The sequence below is a fragment of the Aquimarina sp. 433 genome (assembly GCF_054054605.1).
This window is the reverse complement of the sequence record NZ_JBSWZK010000002.1, coordinates 271101-290585: the sequence shown is the minus strand read 5'-3', so window position 1 is coordinate 290585 and position 19485 is coordinate 271101. Positions and strand designations below refer to the sequence as shown.

Sequence of the window (19485 nt, the reverse complement as noted above, 5' to 3'; positions counted from 1 at the left end):
TTTGGGTGTCATAATAGGATACTCTAATTACTATGGTTAAGCACAGAATAAAGATCTAGAACTGTTTTCACTAATAAACTGAAGAATTAAAACCGCAGATACATATTCTTACTATGGGATTTGCTTTGTAACTAAAAAGATAGAAGATGGTATATTATTAGACGCTTGCTTATATGTATTTTGTAATTTTTCATATTGTTAGAAATAAAAAAAGGAGCTGTATACATACAAACTCCCCTTTTACGAATCAAACTCAACAATTTTTAAAACCAGTCTGGTATATCTTCTTCTAAAGGTATGTGATAATCCTCTGAGTATACCATTACATCTGAAATGATGGATTGTAATTCTGGATCATTTATATTTTCAAACCTATACTTCTTTTTAGTGCTATTTTCTTTTGTGTACTTTTTCATTAGTAATAAGATTAGGTTATACAATTTGTAAATATGGATAGTTAAAAGCAGGTTCTACCAAAACTCTCTGAAAGCTACCTCCACTAATTTCTAATACTTCTTCTCCTTGCAGATCTCTTGTATAGAATCCGAATCTAAAGCTTACTTGTTCTTCATACACATAACTTTGTAAACCAATATCAAATATGATAGGAGCATTCAATCGTTTCATTACTTCAAATATTCTAAATAATGAAGCCTTAGAAATGTCTAATCTTCTCGCCAGCTGTTGTGGGTTACCAGTAGCTTGCATTCGGATAAGGCGATCTAATCGTTCTATTAATTCTATTTGTCTTTCAATTTTTGTCATGATTCGAGTGTTTTTTGATTAAAATTTTATGTATACTAACAGTTGCTAGGCAACAGCTTCAATTTTATTGATATAATCTAGTGCTGGCATCTGCTGTTGCCATAGTTGATAATATTTTTCTTTACGGCCATAAAGTTCCTGATGATTTCCTTCTTCTAATACTTCACCTTTTTCTAAAACCACAATTTTATCAGCATCAATAACTGTACTCAGTCGATGCGCAATCACAATAATTGTTTTGTTTTCTGCACGTAAGTTTTGTATAGTTTTTTGGATGTAATTTTCTGAGGCGCTATCCAGAGAAGAAGTAGCTTCGTCCAATACCAGTATTTCAGGTTTTTTGTATAAGGCTCTGGCAATAGCAATACGTTGTTTTTGCCCGCCAGATAATGACGCACCATTTTCGCCTAAATAAGTATTAAATCCATTGGGTAGTGCTTCGATAAACTCCAGAATCCCTATATCTTTACAGATAGTAATGATCTCATCCATATTAGGATTGTATTCTCCTATAGCAATATTTTCGATAACATTACCAGCAAATAGATCTATTTTTTGTGGTACTACACTAACAATGTTTCTAAGACTATCGTTAGTAATATATCTTAGATCTTTATCTCCAATACTAATAATACCATTGCGAATTGGATAGATGTTTTGTAATAATGACATTAATGTAGATTTTCCAGATCCACTCTCACCCACAATTGCAGTCAATTCTCCCTGACGAATAGTAAGATTAAACTTTTTGAAAACTTCTTTTCTACTTCCGTATCTAAAGGCAACATCGGTAAAAGAAATATCGCCCACCGATTCTTTACGAAGTGCCATTTTATTTTCAGATTCTTCACGCTCTAGATCCATGATTTCAAAAAGACGATCGGCAGCAATCAATGCGTTCTGTATCTGTTTATTTGCCCCTACCAAGCTAGCAACTGGCCCTGTAAAATACCCAACAATTGCGTAAAAAGACATTAATTCTCCAGCGGTAATCTCTCTATCGATTACAAAGAAAGAACCAGACCATAATAGGATAATGACGAATAATTGTGCTACAATACCAGTAGAAGTTCCTGAGAATACAGAGTTAAGAGCAGATTTATATCCACTTTGTAACAAGCTCACAAATCGAGTTTCTGTTTTGATATTAGCAAAGTCTTCTAATCCAAATCGTTTGATGGTGCCTACAGAATTTAAGGATTCTACTAACTGACTTTGTAGGTCAGCACCTTTTTCCATCACTTTACGTTCTGCTTTTTTATTCAGCTTGTTCATGATGAAATAGATACCTGCATACAAAGGAATCACGCAAAGCATAATTAATGCAAGTTTCCAGTAATAGAAGAACATCAACCCAAAAGAGAAGAATAAGATCATTACATTTACAGTAAGTGATAATGCTACGCCATTGATAAAGCTTCTGATTTTTACAGCATCTCCAATTCTAGATGTAATTTCACCTACTCTCATGGTGTCAAAAAACTGTTGAGGTAGTTTTAATAAGTGTTTGTAATATCCTAATATTAATCGGGTATCGATTTGCTGACCCGTTTTGATCAAAAACACATCTTTATAAACTCCAATCACAAACTTTAGAGCTAATAATCCAATCATAATCACTCCAAGTAAGTTAAGCAGTTTCGTATTTCCACCGACCAATACATAATCCGTTATTTTCTGAATAAAAATAGAAGTAGAAAATCCTAGTAAGGTATATACAATAGCTCCAACTAGTGCTTGTAATACAACCAAACGATGTGGTTTTAATAGGAACCAAAAGCGTTTATAGGAAGAGATTTTTTCATTTCCTTGTTCGAAACTTTCATTTGGCGCTAGTAATACCAATACTCCAGTCCATTCTTTCTTAAACTCCTCGTATGATTTTTTATGCATTTTACCATCGCCAGGATCCATAATTGTAATGTGATTTTTGGTCACCTCATAGATGACTACAAAATGTTGTAGTTTCCCTCTCACGATCACATGGGCAATTGATGGTTTTGGAATTTTGGATAAGCTATCAAAATCTCCACGAACACCTTTAGCTGTAAAACCAATTTTTTGTGCAGCTTCCATCAATCCTAAGATATTGGTGCCTTTTTTATCGGTGCTGGCATATTGACGTATCCTAGCAATAGGTAGTTTTAATTTATAATACGCAGAAATAGATGCCAAGCAGGCAGCACCACAGTCTGTAATGTCATGTTGTTTTATTTTTATTTTAGCCATGATACGTTTTTTATGGTTGAACTTGAGCAATAGTTGGAGTTGATGGATTTAACCAGTCATCTACTTTGTCATACAATAGATCAAAAAGGGTGCGTTCTGTTAACTGAAATCGAGCGCTAAGTGTCATCCCTTTATTAAAATTTCCTTTAAAGCCGTTTTTTAACTCCAGATGTGTTTGATCAATAGCACAACGAACTTTAAAAACAGGTTCGTTATTTACGACGTCTACATCTTTACTAATATCTAGGATTTTTCCTGTCGCTAATCCCCATTGGTTATAGTTAAAGGCATCTACCTGAAAGCTTACTTTTTTCTCTTTGCTTACCAATCCTATATCCGAAGGAGACAGATAGCATTCTACAATGAGTCCAGTATCTGGTGATATTTCGGCTATTGGAGATCCGCTAATGATCATGCTTCCTGGTTCTATTCCTTTTACACTTTTTAGAATCCCATCTATCGGAGCAGTAATAATGTAATCTTTTTGATTTTGTTGTATCTGGGATACATTGCTTTGCAGTTCTCGTAATGCTACAGAGTAATCAGTTAGCTGGGTTTGCCAAGTGTTTTTTTGCTGTTTTCTGAATTGATGTAATGTGTTTATAGATAATTGATGCTCGAACTCGCTATTTTCGAATTCTATTTTGGCAATCACTCCTTTTCCGTACAGTTTTTGATCTCTTTCGAAATCTATCAGTGTTTTTTCGAATCGAGTTTGTAGCTCTCCAATTTTTTGAGTGTAGTATAAAAATTCTTTTTGATAACGTGCTGATACCAGTTTCTCAAAACGTGGATGCGTAGCATTGATTAGATATTTGCAATCTGTAATGAATTCTTGCGTTTCTGAGATTTTGGAGGAAGAAAGTTCTATTTTTTCATCGAGAATTTCTTTATTGGTCATGAGAAGTGTATCTCCTTTTTGCACTTGCTGATTGTCTAGTAAATCTGCAAAAACTACCTTTCCTGATTGCAAAGGAGTAATGGTAATTCTTTCTTTACTGGGTTTTAGCATACCACGAGCCGTGGTATAAATGTCTACTTTTATAAGAGGTAAAAGGATAAACGCAATACAAATAGCAATTAGAATGATACCGTAAATCACTTTACTGCTATTGCGATGTTTAAACTGATGTACCTCTACAGTATTTTCGATAATCTCTTTTGGAAATAATTGTTTCATACGATCCGTTTTTTGTGAGTTAAAAAATGAAATGATATATCGATATCATGACGTCTGCTAGATGAGTGATAATTTTTATGAGTACAGTAACCATCTGGTGTAAATTATTGATGGTTCAAATATAGTTTGGGTAATGACCTTATTACAAGGAGACTACATCGGGATTCTGGGAAATCAGACTCTGTATTCGCGGAATTCAGACATTGTTTTGTAGCGATAAAAAGCTGGTTGATTGCGACTTAAAAAAATAAGGATATCATTTTTAAAAAAAATGAAAGTGGTATATTTGCACCCTATTATTTAGGTAGACTATAGCCCCAAAGACACTAAAATTTCACCACTATTGCAACGATTATTTTGTAGTATGGTTTATATGGATAATAAAAAATAGTCTATATAGATAAGGCATACTTATTGTGAATGGCTATGTATTAAAAATTTAATATTAGGTAGGTACATACCATGTATGAAATGATAAAACGTTACACCAATCACTTTGCAGTTTGCATTATTTTCTTTTTACTCCACCAACTCTCTGCACAGCAAAATCAAATAGTGGATTCTTTAGATATAAAGAGTTATGAGGAACAGTTAATAAAACTTCCTGTACCAGATTCTATTATTAATAAAAACTATTCCTATGAAGAGCTTTATTATTATTATTATAATTACTCTTTTACAAAAAAAAATAAGACACTCGCCACGGCATTCGCCAATGCATATATAAATCTATCAAAAACAAATAAGGATAGCCTTCGTTTGGCTGAAGGATATTATAGTCTTGGCTTTATATTAAATAAGGATTTGGCCACAGTATATATGGATAGTGTTATAACATTAACAAAAAATTTAAATAACCCTAGGTTTCCTGCTTCTGCTTATTATTTTAAAGGTACAATATTTTCAGGTAAAAGAGCATTTAAAAAAGCTTTAGATAGTTATATTCTTGCGAATGAATATGCTCGTAAAAATTATAATACAGATTTGATTTTTAAAGTGAATAACGTAATTGGGTTATTAAAAGATCGAATTGGGGATCATAAAGAAGCTCTCTTTTTATTTAAGGAAAATTATAATTATTTAAAACATAATAATGGTAAAAAAACTAAAAATAGACAGTATTTAAGTAATTTGTTTTCCATTACCACATCTTTTTATCGTTTGAGAGAATTAGATTCTGCTACTTACTATGCTAATATAGGTATGAAAGAATCTTTGGCAAGAATGAATACTGAAAATGTTAACCGTTTTACCATATGTAAAGGTGTTATTGATTACTTAAGAAAGGATTACGATATTGCTCTGAATAGAATAACAAAATCAGTAGAATATTTTCAGGAAGTTGATGATAAACCAAACTTGGCCGTTGGTTATTACTATCTAGGAAAGATTAATTACGAATCTGACAACAAAGAAAAAGGTATTTTTTATTTTAAACAATTGGACACCATTTTTCAGCAACAGAAGGACATTCTTCCAGAAACTCGAAATGGTTATGAGATGCTAATCGACTACTATAAAAAAACCAATAATCCTGAACAACAATTAGTCTATATTGAAAAACTCATAAAGGTCGATAGTGTATTGAATAGTAATTATAGATATTTACAGAAGAAGATCACTCAAAACTATGATACTCCATTATTAATTCAGGAAAAAGATAAAATCATTGGTTCTTTGGAAAACGAACAAGTAGTGTCTCGGTTTGGAATCATAGGGCTAACCGTTATTAGTATTATAACAGGGGTGTTTTTATTTCTTAATTATACTAAAAAGAAGAAATATCAAAAAAGATTTGAAAGTCTTCTTACTAAAAAAGAAGTTCCAAAAGAAACACCTATTGTAAAAGAGTCTGAGAAAAAAGAGGCTGAGGATATTGGGATTTCAGAAACCATTGTACAACATATTTTGGCGTCGTTAGATGATTTTGAGGGCAAAAAAGAATATTTGACTCCAAATATTACTACAGCTGGATTAGCAAAACAATTTGAGACTAATGCAAAGTATCTTTCTAAAGTGATTAACTTTTATAAGCAAAAGAGTTTTATCGCCTATATCAATGACTTAAGAGTAGACTACGTGGTAGAAAAATTACAGACCGATCAGAAATTAAGGAATTATACAATTAAGGCAATTGCACGAGAGATTGGTTTCAATACAACCGAAGCTTTTTCGAAATCTTTCCTTAAAAAAACAGGAATTTATCCGTCTTATTTTATAAAACAGCTAGAAAAGAAGAAAGTTTAGGTAAAAACATAAAAAACTTGTTTTCAGTTTGTTAAAGGTCGGAATTCCTGAATACAGAGATCTACTGTAGAATAATTGGTATAATTACAAGCAGATTTGATTAGTTTTGACCCAGACAAATACTCACAAAAATATTACTCTAATATGAAGAAGAAGAGAAACGAACAAAAACTATCTTTAAACAAATTAAACATTGCACGATTAAATAACGCTCATGTAATAAAAGGAGGATCCTTTTTTGTAGATGCATTTCTAGATGATGACGATGGGACTGATACAGATCATGATGATCCAGATCATCCAAGACCACCGGTATGTGTTACTTCAAAACCTATTGGTCAACTGGGATAATATAAAAGTAAAAACAACCTTATAGCGAAAAGTTATAAGGTTGTTTTTGATTCGTCTTAACCTATATACAGACTAAAAATGTTATATAAGAAGTTCGGTACATATATTTGTTGTTTTCTGTTAGGTATTCTCTCTGATGGAGAGATAATTAGTCAGGTGAAACCAAGTAAATTCAACAAGGAGTTTGCCTCTCAATGGTATTATCAGGATTTATTAAATGATTCTATACCAGGTATTAGTCTAATAAAAGCTTATGAAAGCTTAGATAACATTCCGCAAAAACAAAATGTCATTATAGCCATCATTGATATGGCTATGGATATTGATCATAAAGATTTAGAAGATCAGATATGGACTAATATAGATGAAATCCCTAATAACAATATTGATGATGATAACAATGGATATATAGATGACATTCATGGCTGGAATTTCTTAGGAAATGCAAAAGGTGAGAACGTACTTTTTGCCAATTATGAATACACGAGAATCATTAGAAAATACGATAGTGTTTTTAAGGATAAAGGGATTAATGATATTTCCAATGATCTTAAGGATGATTTTTTACAATATCGTAGGGCTAAAAAAAAGTATGAAGAGCGATTAACATATGCTAAAAATGATAAAGCTTATATCGATTATTATGATATGGGCTATTTAGAAGCTTCTATAGCGTTAATGAATTACTTTCCAAAGAAAAAGTATACTAAGAGGAAGTTAGATAGTCTTAAAAGTCTTTATAAAGATGATAAAATTTTAAATGCTCATTTAGATTACATGTTGGTATACGTGGAGTATAAGCTAACACCAAAATGGATACAAGACTATAAGCAAAAAGCTTATGAAAGATTAGACAAGCTTTTAAATTTAGACTATGACGAGCGTTTGGCGGTTATTGGAGATGATCCACAGGATATTACTAATATTGGATATGGGAATAATCAGGTAAATAATAATACTCATATTATTTCGCACGCAACCAAAGTAGCGGGAACGATTGCTGCTACAACTAATAATCCTAAGGTTAACAAAATCGATAATCAAATCCAACTTATGTCACTGTTGGTTTCTCCATTTGGGAACGAGCATGATAAAGATATGGCGCTCGCTATACGATATGCTGCAGATAATGGAGCAAAAGTGATTAATATAAGTTCTGGGAAAGAATTTTCATTATATCGGAAATGGGTTTTAGATGCCATAAAGTATGCCGAAGAAAAGCAAGTGTTAATAATTACCTCTGCTGGGAATGGTGCTCAGAATCTTGATGAACCATTAGCATATAATTATCCCGATGATACTGATAAAGATGGCAATGAGGTTGCTGCTAACTTTATAAAAGTAGGTGGTACCAGCTCAAGCTTAGATAAAAATATCTTATATAAGTACAGTAACTATGGGAAACGAAAAGTAGATCTTTTTGCTCCTGGTGTAAAAATTTTAACGTTGACGCCTGATAATCAATATAAATTAGAGAGTGGTACATCAATATCTTGTGCGGTGGTTTCTGGAGTAGCGGCTTTGATACGATCGTATTATCCTGGATTATCCGCTAGCCAAGTAAAAGAAATTCTTATGAAATCCGGAACCTCATATGACATAGAGGTTGAGGTTGAACAAAGCGATAAAACCAAAAAAATGATACCTTTTTCAGAGCTTTCTAAATCTGGAAAAATAGTAAACGCATATAATGCTTTACAAATGGCAAAACAGTTTTCTTTGGAATAATTGGATACTTGTTTTTTTGAAAGGTAAGTTCGAAAGATTGCGTATTGTTATTTTTAGTTTTATATCAAAAGAACATAAAGTCTAAAAGCTATATTATAAAGAACCAGCTACAAATCATTGTAACTGGTTTTTTACTTTAATTATCAACTATTTCTTAACAAGCTATGACAGCACTCGAAAGGATTCGAGCGCTAGCGGGGTTGCTAACATTTTATCTTTTGCCTTATGGCAAACTGGACATCCAGATTATCAACCTAAGTAATAGTTAGGATCTTTGTATAAATAAATTCTAGTTGAATTTTGGATCGCTCGGATTTCGAATCTACGCAATTAAGATTATAAACAATATTTTTATCTTTGTGTTATCTTTACATATTGCAAACTCATGTTATCAGGACAAATGAATGAAGATGATAGAGGTACTATTAAAAAGCTAATTGATGCATTTATCACCAAACGTAAACTCCAAAAACTAGCACAGTAAATTCATATGAGATATTTATTATTAACCCTATTGTTATCTACAATAACAGGGTGTTATGCGCAATCAAAAGACTGTAGTAAATTTAAGACTGGAACTTTCAAATATCCTAACGATAATTCAAGTTTTGTAATTACTCGTAATGATTCTATACAGGTTGAGTTTGATAAAAAGAATAATTTTAAAATGGTGGGGTCTGTAGAATGGTTGTCAGATTGTCAATACAAATTAACTTATACTGAAGTTAGTGACCCAAGAGCAAGTAGTCTTGTAGGTGTTTCATTTACAGTAGATATTACCAGTGCCTCTGATAATACTTATAAATATCATGCTTATGATAATGAAAAAGAAATTAAAGGTAAAATGATTAAAATAAAAAACAGTTACAAACATTAAGTCTGTAACTGTTTTATTACTGTTTATGATTAGATGTTAAACTTTTTTTCTATAACCGAAGATTGAGTTCTTTTCAAATAATCTTTAAAACAATTTGCACAAGAACCTGGATCACCACTTATTTTTGAAAATTCAAATTCAAAATCATCTACATTCATCTCATTATTAAATTGAGAAATATTTTCAGATGTGGTAAAGTAATGAATAAAACTTTCGTTAATCTCCTTAATATGAAATATTACCCTAACAATATTAGCCCTTTTCTTTTTTAAAAAGAAATCATGGAGAATCTTACTCATTTGTACAATTTTATTTTCTCCATGTTCTTTGCAAATTATTATCCCCATATATTATTGATTATCAAATAATGTTTTAATAAAACCATACTCTCTTAAAGGACTATTTGAGATGTTAACACCTCCATTTCTAAGTACATTTCCAACATGATTAACGCAAGAATTACATTTCTTATCATAAACACCAAGTTGTTTACCCACCTGACCGTTTTGATAATCCTGAGCTGCCTTAGCATTTGGCAATTGAATTTCCGCTGTGTTTGTTGGATTTTCTGCTGTACGAGTTCTTATCGTGGTTGTTGATAAATCTGCACTAGTAATTACTTGATCTGTCATCACTGAATTTCCATTAAAATTAGTTTCTATTGCATAATGTCCAAATGGATTATCTGGAGTTGCTTCATATTGAAAAACTGTTGCTGTACCTGCTTCATTTACATTTTTAGCAAGTGCTTTGGCACCTTTTTCAATTAGATTAGCCGCTGCTTTAGTAACATCAAGAACATCACTCGCACCACCTGTTGCTTGCGATAAAACTTCATCTTTTGCTTCATTTAGTAAAAAAGCACCAGTAGCAGCTGGACCAGCTTCTAAAGCAGCTACCATAGCAATAGGAGCAGCTACAAATCCTACAGCAATACCAACTGAAAGTTTTGGATTTTCTTGTTTCCATTTACTAACATTAGGGTCTCTAGAGGCTTTAGCAGCGCTCCAAACAGCAAGTTCTAAACCTTCTAGTTCAACCCCCATTCCAATTTTATTCTCTTGAAATGCGTAGGTAGAATTATAGGTGTAATCTTCTGCTAATGGATCAATTTGCCAGAATCGCCCAATTGCAGGATCACTTACACGATATCTCCATTCATGAGTATTTAATCCTAAATCTTCTGTAAATTCCTGATCTTGATAGGTTTTGAGGTTGTTCTTAACACCTCTAAGTGTAGTATTGTAACCTTTATGTTCAAGCCCAAAAGGATAGAAATTTTGTTCTCTTCTGATTTCGTGTGCAAGATCACCGTCACCATCAATATCTGCATTATTTCGAACTAAGTCTATTTTCCCATCATTATCACCATCTGAGTATGTGATTCTTACATTATTCCAGATATCCTTGAGTTGATATACATAATCATAACCACTATTTCCATTGGGTTCTACATATCCTTCAGAGGTATTGAAAAACTGTAACTGTCCATTTTCATAGACATAGTTCCCAGCATATTCTGTTGTTAAAGAACTTCCACCAGAGACGATCTTTTTTTGTTTGACTCCAGTGGCGTCGTAAATATAGCTAATATTTCCCGTGTTGGAACGTACCTGATCATTTATTGCTATCGATGTAGGTAAGTTTAAATGATTGTAAGCGATATTAGTTATTCCTTTATTACAATCGATGGTCATATTCCCGTTCACATCATAAACATAATCATTATTGGTATTAGTGCCATCTATAAAACCTTCATCCTTATGAACTGTGGTTATCGCCTCTCTAACTTTTTCTAATTTATTATTGGAGTACGTATAATAAAGCTCATCAATGGTTTTGGTAGCTCCTCCTCCAGGTCTTCCATTTCTGGTAATTCTTCCGATATTTCCATTTTTATCATATGCAATCCCCCAAATACTATAAGCATCTCCAGCCATTAGCGAGTTGTCTTTAAGACTATTAGCTCTTGTAATTCTATTAAGGGCATCATACTGATAAGAATACGATCTTTTGGTATTATCATTAGCCGTTCTCCAGATGGTTTGGGAAATATTACCATTGTACAACTCTGGTACATCATAAAGCCCTTCTACGTCTGTATAATTAATTTTAAAAGTAAACAGATCGTCTCCTATATTAGCTACATCATTAATATCGGTTAGCCATCCACGTACGTTGTATTTGTAATCTATGGTTTGTAATGGAGCTTGTTCTGCATTTCCTACTTTTTTATTTTCTAACTGTCCCAGATCATCGTAATTGTTTTGTACAATTAATTCTTGTGGATGGGTGCCTATTTGTTGTTTTTGAGTCAATAATCGTCCCATATGATCATAGGTAAAAGTATCTGTGGTAACAATCGCAGCATTGCTCCCTTTAGTATGTGTAGTTTTTACTTGGATTGGTTTTCCAGTAAAATCTAATTGGGTTTCTACAATATCCGTCGTATTTAAATAATCATTACGACTACCAGTCCAAATAACCTGTCCTTTGCTATCATATGCTATTACTGTAGTGATCCACTGATTGGTTCCTAATACACGTACTTTAGATCCTGTGGCTAATCCTTTGGTAGCATTGGTAGTGGCTACACCAAATATAGTAGCTGGTTTGTTCATGCCATCTCTATCGAAGGTATAGTTGTCGTAGTAATTGATGGTATGCATTTCTCCTCCACCAGGAAAGGTGTTATTACTGTAATAAATTTTTATTCCATTCACTATAATGTATTTATCATCAGTTTTTGCTTCATATTGCGCAGCATCTACATCATTATCTAGATTCTGTTGCAATCCAGCTCTTGTTGTATCCCAAGGGAAAGTCTCTAACCCTGTAAATACAACTCTTCCAAAAGCATCGTATTTGGTAAACAACCATTGACGATTAGGTCTTTGCACTGCATCTTGCGTAAGTATAGGTTGATCCAGTTTGTTATAGATGATATACTCCCAACCTTTTCCTGGTATTTTCTTTTCTACCAATCGGTTTCTACGATCATACTTGTATTGATACGCTAGTTCACTAAGCTCCGTACTAGACACACCATTGTTCACTGTAATCTTAGGAGGTAATACAAAGGTTAGATTCCCAAAATCATCATATACATAATACGTGTCATGAGGAGTATTGTTATTAAATGTTCTTTTTAAGATAACCCGTCCTAATTTATCAGTATACTCCTGTGTAGTGTGATCACTTTCATCACTTTCTGTCCAGTTTTCATCTTTGGTAATGGTCACAAAAAGTTCATTTGCTGGATAATTACCTACCTTTTGTAAAATCGGGATTACTGTATTACCGGCATGAAAGTTTACCTTAAAATACACTACATTATCTGCATCACTATTTAAGGTTCTATCCAGTTTGATGGTATGATCATCTCCTGTACTTTGTGCTTGCCAGTCTGCTCCTGGTGCAGCTTGTTTTAATGGTCTGTTTAATGGAGATGCTTCAAAAATAGTTTCCGAATATGGATTAGGTGTATTCTGATATTTTGGAGTGTTATAAAAAGCATTTAGTTCTGCTAGTGGATTGGTATAGATATCACCATTTTGTGTTTCCTCTGATGCGTAAGGTAGGTGCTCTTTGGCTTGTCTACCGTAGTTATCATATGCATAGTGTGTAATGATATCTTTTGGTTTGGTCTGTTGGATGAGTTCTGTAACAGGTACGCCATTTCCATCAATTTTAGTCAACACAGGATTCCAAAAGTACTGACGTACATTGGTGTCTGTAGCATAGTATAAATAACTTCTAAATCGTGAAGTGGTCGTATTGTTTCTCCATTTAAAATCATTTCCTGATTTTACTTTAGTACCATTGATATCATAGACACCACTAATACCAGAATTACCACCACTATAGGTATGCGGATGTACGACTCCAACTAATAAATACCATTGATTCAGATTTGGCATATCTCCAGACCAGAAATAAGGATTATTGTTAGCTGTACCACTTAAATTGTTTACGTTTTGTGTTCCATGGTATGTTCTTCCGTCTTGTGATCCGGTACGTTTTACCCAAACGGTATAACGATAGGCTACATTTTTATCCACTGGGATATAATCAGTATTCCAACCACCATCAGCATCGTTATTGCTATCATTACCACATCTCCATACAAGAGATTCTTCTCCAAAAGGATTAGTGTCAAATATTCTTTGGTTATCAGAAGATTGGCCATTGATGTTAAATAAAGGAGTAGTTCCTGTGCCTACTGTCCAATCATCTGTCCAATCTAGGATATTGGTGTTTTGTTGTTGTCCACCAGCTCTAACGGCTATCGTTTGTTTGGCTCTTCCTAAGCCATCAAAATAATTTACCGATACAATCTTATCACTTTCTAATACTTTAGATTGCTCACCTTCTTGCACATCGGTTTGGTAGGTGGTGGTTTTCACATAGTTTTCTGTTTGTGTCTGTGCGCTAAGGGCTGTAATGCATAATACAGCGATGGCTACTAGTATGTTTTGTAATGTTTTCATGATACTGCTGTATTAGTTGTTTGTATAGTGATATTCATTTTCTGATAAAATGTTTCCATCCTGATCTTTTACTTTGGCTAATCGATGAAAATTATCATATTCATAGTACATCACATATCCTTTTGGGTCTGTCATGCTAGTGACTCCTACAGATGGATTGTAGGTATAGGTAGTTACCTGTGCATTGGCAAAAAATGTGTTATCTCGTAAGTTTTTTAACTGAGTTCTCAGCGTATTTTCTTCGCTAATTGAATTTTCAGAATTAGAGGTTGTTTTTATTTGATTGATAAGATTGGTGACAGCTGTCGGCATTCCTGTATAAGAAGCATTGGCAATTTTTGCAATCGGGTAACGATTATTGTATCCCCACACAAATATGATCGAGGTTCCATTGGCTTGGGTTACTTCTAAAGGATTTCCATGGGAGTCGTATTTTTTATAATACATACGATCTTCTAGCGTGGTATTTCCTTTGGCAAATTGTACCTTTTCTGGTAAAGCAATGCCTTGACCCCAATCTTTGTAAAAGGTTTTGCGAGTAGCTAATTTAAGAGTAGTTTCATCTTCTTTGATGGTGCTGCTTTCTGTTTGGATCACTTCGGTAAGACGATTGCTAGTTACCAGTAATTGACTACCTGCATCGCTAAAATCCTTCGGATAAGAAAACATACTTTGTTCTTTAGCGCCATCGATTCCCGTAGTTGTGCTAGTACGTAGTAAATAGTCTACAGCAGGATCATAGCTCATATTGCTTACTGTAGTAGTTTGCTTGTCATCAAAGTATTGAGTAGACTTCACCTGGATCGTATTACCAGCAGTACCTTGCATAAGATTTCTCTTTAAAGAAAGGGTAGAGAGATCAAATCGTTCAATGCAAGTAGCTCCTGGAGCATCACATCCTGCAGGTCGTTGCGGTGTATAAGCTCTATTTTCTGCCTGTACGATTCCACCAACTCCTGCACTACCTACAAATCCTTGAAACCAAACAGGTTCTAAATGGCGGTACCTGTATTTATTTGTAGAAGCATCGTAATAAATTTGTATGTATTTGATGCTATTGTTTTCATTGTGAGTAAGAGAAATTCCGGCTGTAGAAAAATATAAAGGGTTATTGTAGCTGTTTTCTGAAGAAGAAATGGTATCATTATCAGCATTAAAAACAAAGTTCTTTTTTTCCTTACCCACTTTGTATGTTGGGATAAAACTATTAGTAAAAGGCCTTATTTCGTTGGTAACGATTCCATCGGATCCCGTGTTAAATTCATGAACAGTGCGTCCATTACCTGTACTACCATTTAGAATATTCTCTTCATATATAGTAACTTTTGGGTATACCACATGAGGTTGGTTACTAGATGCTCCTGCTAATCTATGTAGAGTATAAGCAGTAGGATTACCTGGTTGGTTGGTAATTACTTTAGCTGTTGTATATACCAGTGTAGGATCAAAAACTGTTTTACCAGAATTGTATACATATTTTTTAGAAGATACTTTTTGGTTATTACTGTCGTAATCTGTAATTTTTTGGATACGAATTCCTGCTTTTAAGAATTGTCCATTGGTTGTTTCTGTTTCATCAATTTGTTCTTCTCTAAATACCCGAACATTAGAAGTTCCAGATAGAGAATTTACCAAAGTGATTTGATAGGTGCCTGGCTCTAAAAGAATTTGTCTTCTATCCGCGGTACCATAATTACTCCATAAGACAGAAGAGCTTATTTGTCCCGTAGATTGATTTACAATTTGATCGTAAGGAATTACAGTCGGAGTAAAATCAGGATCTATAAGAGGGTTGTCATCTCGATTATCACCAAGATCAATATTTCCAAATACTCTTAAAATATAAGCTTCTCTATTTCCTAGTCCAGTTGTTTTATAGTCTAGTTCGTAATAGTAAGGTTCTGTGATCGTAAATAAGTTACTTTGAATTTTTGGTATTACATCACCAAATTTGTCTTCACATGCATTTCCACAAACATCTGCATTCGAAGGATCATGACCACCGGTTAAACTTGCTCCTCCATATACTACTTCTCTTGTTACAATAGTATTAGAAGATCCTCCACTGGATGCTCTATTGGATCCATAAGTAAAGGTGGTATATCCTCCTGTTGGGTAGGTGATTTTGGTAAGCATCCCTGTTTTAGCTTTGTCAAAATCTGGTAATCGGTTTGCTCCAGTATAGATATCTCCATTTCTAGTGTATTGTGGATATAATACCGAGTTATTCTTGCCATTATAAAATCCCATATAATCCTGAGAAAGGGATTTTCTGGAAGGTACTCCTGGAGCATTATCATATGTAAAAGAATATTGTTGATAGCCATTGTCATTGGCATCCGTAATCTCTATATTATCTAGTTTTAGACGAATATCATAAGCATCACTATTGGCAGGATTTGCTGAAGGAGAGATTCCAAAGTAAGAATGTGTAAATTTTATCTTTTTAAGTATTGGAGCTATTAATCCACTGCTCTGTGGAGTATAAATTCGCAATTCATCTAGTCCACTAGGCACGGTCAGTTTCATGTCATATCTATTTTTAAGAACAGTGGATACGATCAATTTTCCATTGTGTTGTATTTGACTTAAAAAGGACTGATTTAGCTTAGTAACTGGTTGAAAGGTGGATCCACCTGGATTGCTAAAGGTGTTTCCTCCAGGATTATCTGGCATGGGATTGGTAGCATGACTTACTGGAGCCGATGAAAAAGGTTGATTCCAATATCCTGTACTGGTATAGCTAAATTCATATGTATCCTTTAATGTTGGAGACTCTATTTTGGTTAATAACCAAGACGATACATACTCTTTAATCACTCCGCCTGTGGCAGAAGCGTCATTACCCTGAGTATGTGTTTTTTCTTGCTGTTCGAAATAATATTTAGTTCCGTTCTCACTGGTAATGGTCCAATGGCGAATATATCCGGATCTATAGTATTCTACTTTAGTTCTTGGGTTTTTAAGACCTCGAGCCTGTAGAGTTTGCATATCAATGACTACCATCTCGTTAAGACCTGGCGCATTAACACTAAAAAAGTCTTGCTCTATTTCTTTACGTCCTTTATTTACGCTTTCTAAAAAGTAGAAGTAATCGATAGCTTTTTGTTGTGTATCAAAAGAGAAATTGTTTGCAGTATATTCAATAATTTTTGATCTAACGGAATTATCGAAGATGCTTTGATAATCGGAATCGATATAATCATCGGGCATCCCATTTACAATTCTCGAAACACGACCGCCAATAGTAAGGTTCCAACTAAGACCTACCCAAGAGGCTTGCTGTTCGACTTTTACACCTTGTGCATCATATGATAATTGAATAGGTAACCCTAATTCCTGACCTGGATATTGATACAATGGAATACTGATTTCTGGAGTTCCAGTATATAAGCTTACAGGAGTATTACCGAATTTAGTTAAAGTGGCGGCTTCTGGCGCTGTGGCAGCGCTGGCGATTCGAGTGACTTCTTCACTGTAATCTACTATAGGACCTGCACCCCCAGGAATGGCTTGACTATATACCCCCAAGCTCATACTGAGTAGTAGCATTAAAACAATTTTTCTCATAAAGTGATTTTTGATGGATTTGATTTTATTTGTTGTGTTTTAATTCTGTTTTCTATCTCTTTTGTGTCATAAAGAATAAAATTGTTACCTCTGTTTTTTGATTTTTTTCTAAAAATGTTTTTCAGGATTTATTTTAATTTATGAAATAGAGAAGTGTTTGGAAGAATAAGAAATAATGGCGACGCTACTGAGTACTACGTTGAATATAAGTAAGAAGAAGAGCAATATTTTACAAGTATGTAGTGGTTTATCGAAATATCCAACAAAAAAACCCAGCCTACAATGGTAAGCTGGGTTTTTGATTATTATTGTATCACTTCTCCATCTTTATCATGGAAGTGATATTCTAAATACGTGTAAGCGTCTCTAGGTATAACTTTTACCCATCTCTTATGGTCAAAAAACCACTTAGATCGGGCGGATGGAAATCCTTTGGTTAAAAAAGCTGCAATAAAAGGATGCGCGCTTAGCGTCAACTTTTTATGATCTTTTTTAATTAATTTTTCTAAATCGACCTTTATTTTATCTACTAAAACTATGGGCGCCTCAACTTCGCCATTTCCTCCGTTTGGATTGTCCTCACGGGTTTTGATATTCATTTCTGGTCGAACGCGTTGTCGCGTAATCTGAATCAAACCAAACTTACTTGGTGGTAAAATTTTGTGCTTCGCCCTGTCGTCTTTCATCTCTTCTCGTAAGTGGTTGAAGAGTGTTCTACGATTATCAGCATTATTCATATCTATAAAATCGACTACGATAATACCTCCCATATCTCTTAGACGTAGTTGGCGGGCAACTTCGGTTGCACTGATTAGGTTGACTTCTAGTGCAGTGTCTTCTTGGTTCTTGGCTTTGTTAGATCGGTTACCACTGTTTACGTCAATGACATGCATTGCTTCAGTGTGTTCAATTACCAAATAGGCTCCCTTACTCATGGATACCGTTTTGCCAAAACTGGTTTTAATTTGTCTTTCAATACCGTATTTCTCAAATACCGGTACTTTAGACGTGTGTAACTTTACAATTGATTCTTTTTTTGGTGCAATTTCTTGCAGATACTCTTTAATTTGGTTGTAGAGATCTTGTTCATCTACAACAATAGAGGTGAAGGTATCATTAAAAACATCTCTTAATATCGAAGATGCTCTGTTCATTTCACCCAAAATTTTTGATGGATGGTGTGCTTTGTATAATTTTTTACACATAGACTCCCATCGGTCCATCAAGTTTTGCAAATCTCTATCTAGCTCTGCTACTTTTTTGCCTTCTGCTACTGTACGTACAATAATTCCAAAACCTTTTGGTTTGATACTTTTTACCAGTCTTTTTAGACGTTCTTTTTCTTCTGAAGATTCTATTTTTTGCGAAATAGAAACTCTACTAGAAAAAGGTACCAAAACAATATATCTACCAGCAATCGAAAGTTCAGAACTAATTCGAGGGCCTTTTGTAGAAATAGGTTCTTTTACTATTTGTACTAATAGCGATTGATTTGATTTTAACACGTCGGTAATAACGCCGTGTTTATCAATATCGTTCTCAAAAGAAAAATTCTTAAGAGAGTAATCTTTTACTTTACCTGTGCTTACACGTTTAATGAATTTAAGTAAAGAAGATACTTGAGGACCCAGATCATGATAATGCAAAAAAGCATCTTTTTCATACCCTACATTTACAAATGCAGCGTTTAAACCTGGAACAGCTTTTCGAATTTTGGCAATAAATATATCACCAACCGAAAAATTACTGTCGTCTTCTTCCTTATGCAATTCAATTAGTTTTCCATCCTTTAATAAGGCAAAATCTGTAGAGGAACCAGATCTAATGATCAATTCTTTGTTCACTCTGATTAGATTTTTATTCCGAATGATATCGGAATGGATTAAACAAATTTTTTCACAGGAATTTTTAATAATTCCGTTGAAACAAAGTCTTATAAAGGTAGTGATATAAGAAACTCTATTTCGATTTCAAAGAACATTCTTAAATACCAGAAAAAGTAGTTAGAAAACTACTTTTTCTTATGGCGATTAGCTCTTCTTCTTTTT

General features: G+C 33.8%; 12 protein-coding genes. 4 read left to right on the top strand and 8 right to left on the bottom strand.

Annotated features, from left to right (window positions below; translation table 11 throughout):
• Positions 1-263 precede the first annotated feature (263 nt).
• The 4 genes from ACWNT5_RS05340 to ACWNT5_RS05325 are packed head-to-tail and all read right to left on the bottom strand — an operon-like array spanning position 264 to position 4174.
• On the bottom strand, positions 264-416 hold the full coding sequence (locus ACWNT5_RS05340) for a hypothetical protein (protein WP_299604975.1): 153 nt from the start codon (positions 414-416) through the stop codon (positions 264-266).
• A 16-nt stretch (positions 417-432) separates the two neighbouring features.
• Entirely contained in the window at positions 433-765 is a 333-nt protein-coding gene (locus tag ACWNT5_RS05335; protein WP_299604976.1) for a hypothetical protein, read from the bottom strand.
• Between the two features lie 45 nt (positions 766-810).
• Positions 811-2994: a peptidase domain-containing ABC transporter gene (locus ACWNT5_RS05330; RefSeq protein ID WP_456516834.1), complete on the bottom strand. Its 2184-nt coding sequence runs from the start codon at positions 2992-2994 to the stop codon at positions 811-813.
• Between the two features lie 10 nt (positions 2995-3004).
• Positions 3005-4174: an HlyD family secretion protein gene (locus ACWNT5_RS05325; protein ID WP_456516833.1), complete on the bottom strand. Its 1170-nt coding sequence runs from the start codon at positions 4172-4174 to the stop codon at positions 3005-3007.
• Between the two features lie 471 nt (positions 4175-4645).
• Here ACWNT5_RS05325 and ACWNT5_RS05320 point away from each other — a divergent pair, with 471 nt between their 5' ends.
• From ACWNT5_RS05320 to ACWNT5_RS05305, 4 genes are all read left to right on the top strand, one after another.
• Complete coding sequence (locus ACWNT5_RS05320) at positions 4646-6421, top strand: helix-turn-helix domain-containing protein (protein ID WP_456516832.1); 1776 nt, start codon at positions 4646-4648, stop codon at positions 6419-6421.
• 144 nt (positions 6422-6565) lie between these two features.
• Positions 6566-6772: a hypothetical protein gene (locus ACWNT5_RS05315; RefSeq protein ID WP_456516831.1), complete on the top strand. Its 207-nt coding sequence runs from the start codon at positions 6566-6568 to the stop codon at positions 6770-6772.
• Between the two features lie 78 nt (positions 6773-6850).
• Positions 6851-8500, top strand: a complete 1650-nt coding sequence (locus ACWNT5_RS05310; protein ID WP_456516830.1) for a S8 family serine peptidase — start codon at positions 6851-6853, stop codon at positions 8498-8500.
• Positions 8501-8990: 490 nt separating this feature from the next.
• Positions 8991-9377, top strand: coding sequence for a hypothetical protein (locus ACWNT5_RS05305; protein WP_456516829.1), 387 nt, complete (start codon positions 8991-8993; stop codon positions 9375-9377).
• Positions 9378-9406: 29 nt separating this feature from the next.
• Here ACWNT5_RS05305 and ACWNT5_RS05300 read toward each other — a convergent pair whose 3' ends face one another.
• The 4 genes from ACWNT5_RS05300 to ACWNT5_RS05285 all read right to left on the bottom strand — a co-directional run bounded on the left by ACWNT5_RS05300 (position 9407) and on the right by ACWNT5_RS05285 (position 19281).
• Positions 9407-9676 (bottom strand): hypothetical protein, encoded by a 270-nt coding sequence (locus tag ACWNT5_RS05300; protein ID WP_456516828.1) that lies wholly within the window; start codon positions 9674-9676, stop codon positions 9407-9409.
• Positions 9677-9727: 51 nt separating this feature from the next.
• Positions 9728-13867, bottom strand: coding sequence for a DUF6443 domain-containing protein (locus ACWNT5_RS05295; RefSeq protein ID WP_456516827.1), 4140 nt, complete (start codon positions 13865-13867; stop codon positions 9728-9730).
• Positions 13868-13879: 12 nt separating this feature from the next.
• A complete protein-coding gene (locus tag ACWNT5_RS05290; protein WP_456516826.1) occupies positions 13880-17437 on the bottom strand; it encodes a hypothetical protein in 3558 nt (1185 codons plus the stop codon).
• A 305-nt stretch (positions 17438-17742) separates the two neighbouring features.
• Positions 17743-19281 (bottom strand): Rne/Rng family ribonuclease, encoded by a 1539-nt coding sequence (locus ACWNT5_RS05285; RefSeq protein ID WP_299604988.1) that lies wholly within the window; start codon positions 19279-19281, stop codon positions 17743-17745.
• Between the last annotated feature and the right edge of the window lie 204 nt (positions 19282-19485).